This window comes from Terrisporobacter muris, from assembly GCF_024621905.1.
Classification (GTDB): Bacteria; Bacillota; Clostridia; order Peptostreptococcales; family Peptostreptococcaceae; genus Terrisporobacter; species Terrisporobacter muris.
The window spans coordinates 1-5,428 of sequence record NZ_JANKBY010000257.1; the positions used below are offsets into that span (position 1 = coordinate 1).

General features: G+C 26.3%; 6 protein-coding genes. 2 read left to right on the plus strand and 4 right to left on the minus strand.

Annotated features, from left to right (window positions below):
• Window positions 1-71: 71 nt before the first annotated feature.
• Together NSA58_RS15315 and NSA58_RS15320 are read left to right on the plus strand one after the other, a co-directional pair.
• Entirely contained in the window at window positions 72-593 is a 522-nt protein-coding gene (locus tag NSA58_RS15315; protein ID WP_039678033.1) for a cob(I)yrinic acid a,c-diamide adenosyltransferase, read from the plus strand.
• 130 nt (window positions 594-723) lie between these two features.
• Window positions 724-2,499 (plus strand): MutS-related protein, encoded by a 1,776-nt coding sequence (locus tag NSA58_RS15320; RefSeq protein ID WP_039678034.1) that lies wholly within the window; start codon window positions 724-726, stop codon window positions 2,497-2,499.
• Between the two features lie 169 nt (window positions 2,500-2,668).
• Here NSA58_RS15320 and NSA58_RS15325 read toward each other — a convergent pair whose 3' ends face one another.
• The 4 genes from NSA58_RS15325 to NSA58_RS15340 form a co-directional block, all read right to left on the minus strand.
• Window positions 2,669-3,220 (minus strand): permease, encoded by a 552-nt coding sequence (locus tag NSA58_RS15325; protein ID WP_039678035.1) that lies wholly within the window; start codon window positions 3,218-3,220, stop codon window positions 2,669-2,671.
• A complete protein-coding gene (locus NSA58_RS15330; protein WP_039678036.1) occupies window positions 3,217-3,696 on the minus strand; it encodes a permease in 480 nt (159 codons plus the stop codon). Before NSA58_RS15330 ends, NSA58_RS15325 begins: the two co-directional genes overlap by 4 nt.
• 101 nt (window positions 3,697-3,797) lie before the next feature.
• Window positions 3,798-4,358 (minus strand): CDP-alcohol phosphatidyltransferase family protein, encoded by a 561-nt coding sequence (locus NSA58_RS15335; protein WP_039678037.1) that lies wholly within the window; start codon window positions 4,356-4,358, stop codon window positions 3,798-3,800.
• Window positions 4,359-4,629: 271 nt separating this feature from the next.
• On the minus strand, window positions 4,630-5,428 hold a 799-nt coding region (locus tag NSA58_RS15340; protein WP_257560656.1), incomplete at its 5' end, for a sensor histidine kinase.

Genomic DNA, 5,428 nt, shown 5'->3' on the forward strand with positions numbered 1-5,428 from the left:
AAATATTTGTATATATGTTTATTAGCTATGGGTATATTATAAATATTATTAAAATATATAGGAGGACTATTATGAAAATATATACTAAGACAGGTGATAAAGGTAAAACCTCTTTATACGATGGAACTAGGGTTGATAAAGATGATATAAGAGTAGAGTCTTATGGGACTTTAGACGAATTAAACTCTTACATAGGTCTTTGCACAAATTATGCTAAGGATGAAGATAAGGAAATTTTAAGAAGTATACAAATAAAATTATTTGCAGTCTCTGCTGAATTAGCTACTAAAGAAGAAGGAACCTATAAAACACCCATAAGTAATGATGATGTCGTATCTTTAGAAAAAATTATAGATTCTTATATTGAAAAAATTGATAAAATAGATGCTTTTATAGTTCCTGGAACTAACTTAATCTCTGCTAATTTACATATAGCTAGAACTATTTGTAGAAAAGCTGAGAGAAGAATTTTTTCTCTTAGTAAAATAGAAACTGTAAATCCATTTTTATTAAAATACATAAACAGACTTTCTGATGTAATTTATGCAATTGCTAGATATAATGAAGCAGAATTAATATATATTAAATATTAAAAATAAGGCTCCTTTTTAATTTAATTCTATTATTTTGAGAGGAGCTTTTAATATTTCTACAAATTAAGTTGGATTTTACGCAATTATTGGTTATCATAAAAATTACAGGATAAATTTGGAGGTGACACTTATGGAATCAATATTTAATGATGATATAGAAAAAAGAAAAAATAACATAGTAGAATATAATAAGACTGCTAATATAATTACTATTATTAAAATGTTTTTATTTATTTTAATATGTTATAACATTTACAAAATATATGTAAATCAATACCCTTTAAAATTGATATTAGTCCTGATAGTTGAAGCTATCCTTTTCATCATAGCATCCTTAGCTCATAAAACTACATATGATCAAATATATAAAGAAGAAGGGGTTATAAAAATTAATGAATCAAATATAAAAAGAATTACTGGTGAATGGTCTAATTTTACTGATATTGGTGAGGAGTTTATAGATTATGACCATGATTATGCAACAGATTTGGACATAGTTGGAAACAAATCTTTATTCCAAATGATTAATAGTACTGGTACTTATTATGGAAGAAGACGATTTGTAAAAGATTTGCTGAATCCTAATTTTTCAGATAAAGAGTTGAAAAAACGCCATGAGGCTATTACTGAGTTAAGAAATAATTATAGTTTTTGTGCTGAAACCGAGTATGATTTTTCTCTAGTTGGTATAGATGAGGATTTTCCTATTTTAATTTCTCAATTACAAGATACGAAAAAATTTATTAAGAGTAATTACTTAAAATTATTATTTAAAATTTCAAATATAATAACGTGTCTTACTTTGCTATATTCAATATTTACTAAAAGCACTCTAAGTTTTATTATTCTTAATTGTTTAATCATATTCCAACTATTGCTTTGGATTATTGGCTATTTAAAAGCAAATCATTATGTTGGAACTCTAAAAAAATTAGCACCCAAAATCAGTCGCTACGATAATGTTATAGATAATATTACAAAAATAGAGTTTAAAACTAATAAGTTAGATGAAATTGTAAAAAACTTAGAGACTGCTAAAATAGGAGTTAAACAATTATCAAAAATAGCTTCAAATATCAATCAACGTAATAATGGAGTAATGTGCATAATACTAAATTCTCTATTGCTTTGGGATTATAAAAATGCCATAGATTTGGACAATTGGAAGATGAAATACTCTGATTCAGTTGAAAACTGGTTTTATACTTTAGGAGAACTGGAAAGTTTAATAAGTTTTGCCAATCTTCCTAGGATTTGTAACAATATGTGTCTTCCTAGTTTTAATAATAAAAATAATATTATTGAAGCCACAAATATAGGGCATCCTCTAATAAATAATGAAAAACGTATTTGTAATGATTTTAAACTAGATAATAATATCTACATTATATCTGGCTCCAATATGTCTGGTAAAACTACTTTTATGAGAACTGTTGGTATCAATATGGTTCTTGCTCGTGCTGGAAGTTACGTGTGTGCAGATAGTATGTTATCTTCTAAGATGAAAATAATTACTTCCATGCGTATAAGAGATGATTTGAACGAAGGCATTTCAACCTTCTATGCTGAGTTAAAAAGAATAAAAAAAATAATCGATCAATCTCATAGTGACCCACAAACACTATTTCTAATAGATGAAATTTTTAGAGGAACAAATTCTGTTGATAGGCTTAAAGGCTCTGAAGGCGTGTTAAAAGAACTATGTAAATCTCATGTTTCAGGAATGATTACAACTCATGATCTAGAGGTTTGTAATTTAGAAGATGAAAACCCTAATATAACGAACTACAGTTTTAATGAACATTATGTAGATGGTGAGATTTTCTTTGATTATAAGATTAAAAATGGAAGGTCTTTAACTACAAATGCTGAGTATCTTTTAAGAAAAGTAGGTATTCTTGCTTAATTTAAAAATTCACTTTGCTTAAGCATTGTGTCGACAAATCGCTTCATATCGCCAACGTCTTAGACCGTTGCTAAAGTAACAAAGTTAATAGAAATAATATTCTATTATGATTTTATACAAGGCATAAATGAGATAATTTAATTTATGCCTTGTATATATTTTTATTCTTTTAAGATTCTTTCATATAACTCTTTAAAACTTTATCCTCTTCACCAGTATTCATAACAAAATAATTAACTAAATATCCCATAGCAATAACTCCAACAAAATCGATTAATAGCCTATAAAATGTAAATTTATATCCTAAGGAACTTATTTCAAATAAAAGAGTTGAAATTTTTATAACACACCATGCATTCATAAAAATAATCACATTTGTAAGCTTCACACCTTTTTTTAATAAGACAGCTGTAAAAGGAAATGCCGCATACATTGGTCCTGCAGCAAAAGCTGCAAAAGCTATGGCTATGACAATTCCCATGATTCCCGAATCATCCCCCATATATTTCATCATTGATTCTCTAGATACCCACTCGTCCATTAATCCTAGAAGAATCATAATAGGCGGTAACACTGATAGCATCTGTAAAAAACTACCCTTCGTACTATTAAATGCCTTTATACCTATATTTCTTTCAAATATAGTAACTAAAATAAGAATAACAAGAAAAATAAGAAAAAATTTATATCGATTTACAAAAAAATAAATTTTCTTTTTCATCCTAATATCCCCCCTATAAAATAAGCAACTATAAATGAAAATAGAAATGCAAAGAAATTTCTATAAAAAGCAGTTTTTTTCCCAATATACTTGGCTTCTAGAGAAAATGTCATTATTCCTACAAATGTTAAAGTTGATACTAAAGCCGCCACCTGGGCATAACCCGCTCCACTATTTAATAATGTATTTGCTGTTGAAAATGCTACAAAAGTTGGAACCATAACAGTTGATCCTACAACTGCTGAAAATAGAACTCCTAAAAATCCTGACTCATTTCCTATTAATCTTGAAATAGTATTCGTATCAATAAAAGCTAGCATTAATCCTACTATTACTATTATAGATAAAAATTGAGGCATGATATTCTCCATTGATTTGCAAGCTTTTATTAAAGCATTTTTTGTTTTATCTTTGTTTTTTAAATAGGACATAAAGCACATTACAGCTGCTAGTGTATATAAAATATATGTTGTCATACGATCCCTCCTGATTTTATGCTTATATATAACTATATGAATAAATCATATTATACTCTACAAGAAATTTAATTTATATAACTACTCTCTACAGAGTTATCTTATTTGCTTGATTTATACATTTTATAAAATACTGGTATATATAATATAAAAGACATCAACATAAACATTCCACATACTACTATTAAGAAATTTGCTCTAGTATCATTCATTCTTGGGAACAGTATTAGTATAAACATTACGATATAAAGTATGGCTGTACAAAGTTTTCCAAACCACTTTGCTCCATCTAATTTTTTACCTTTTCGAAGCATTATAATCCCCATAATTGCCATAAATCCTTCTTTTATTATAAATAATCCAACCAAATACCACATTAATTTATGCCTAAATGCCAAAGAAAATACAAGAGCTGCTTGAGTTAATTTATCAGCTAAAGGGTCTATAAATTTTCCCAGCTCAGTAATCATATTAAAGTTTCTAGCTATGTAACCATCTAAAAAATCTGTTATTCCAGAAACACATACTATACCTGCTACTATATAATAGTCTCTAACTGATGTTGCATTATAGTAAATATATAAAAATATAGGTATCAAAATTATCCTAAAATACCCCATTATATTAGGTATCGTAAACACTTCCCTTTTTAAATTTTTCATATGTAAGCCCCTCTCATAATTTTTATAGATATATTTAAATAATAGCTATTATATCGTTTCATTTCATTATATATTAAATATAATAATAAAATTCATGTTTATAAAAAATTTGCTATGCTCATGTCGCCAACGATATGCATTCACTACCGCTTAAGGCAACTACGTTTATCATTTTTCCCCCTAATATTTGAGTCAATATAATACACTTGTATATAAAATAAAAAACTTAGATATGTTTTATGCTTAGTTAACATAAAATCATCTAAGTTTTCTAATTTTCCATATTTAAATAATCAGATATATCATAAAAATATATTTTAAAATTTGTATACTCATTTAGTTTGGATGATACTTCTATCCTATGTCCTAATTTATCTATCATTTTCTTCGTAAAGTACATTCCCATTCCGGTAGATTTATAAATTTTATTTCTTCCATTAGAACCTGTAAATCCTTTATCAAAAATCCTATTTAAATCTTCTTGATTTATTCCAATTCCATAATCTTTTATAGACAATGTAATGAAATTACTTTCTTGTTTTGCATAAAATTCAATTCTATTATTTTCCTTTGAATATTTAATAGCATTATTTATAATTTGATCTAAAACATACGAAAGACATTTTATATCACTATACACTAAATAATCTAAGTTCTCTAAGCTAACTTCAATATTATTTTTTATTAGAAGAAAAGAGTTATTTTTTACTGAAGACTTTACTAATTTTTCTAAATTGACTTTATTAATAAATATATCTTCAAACAAACTTGTACTTCTACTACTATATAAAATAGAATTCACCAAAAAACTCATTTTAGCCAATTGATTTTTTATATCTATGCTGTCTTCCGCTTCATTTAATCTATCTGTCATAATATTTAATGCAGATATTGGAATTTTTATTTCATGTACCCACTTTGCTATATATTCATCTAACTCTTTTAATGACTGTTTATAATTAATTATCTCTTTATTATTTTTAATATTCATATTGTCTATAATTGCTTTCATTAGCTTTTCTTCAAATGATTTTCCATCAATTAAGCTTTCATCCATATCTTTATTTTCT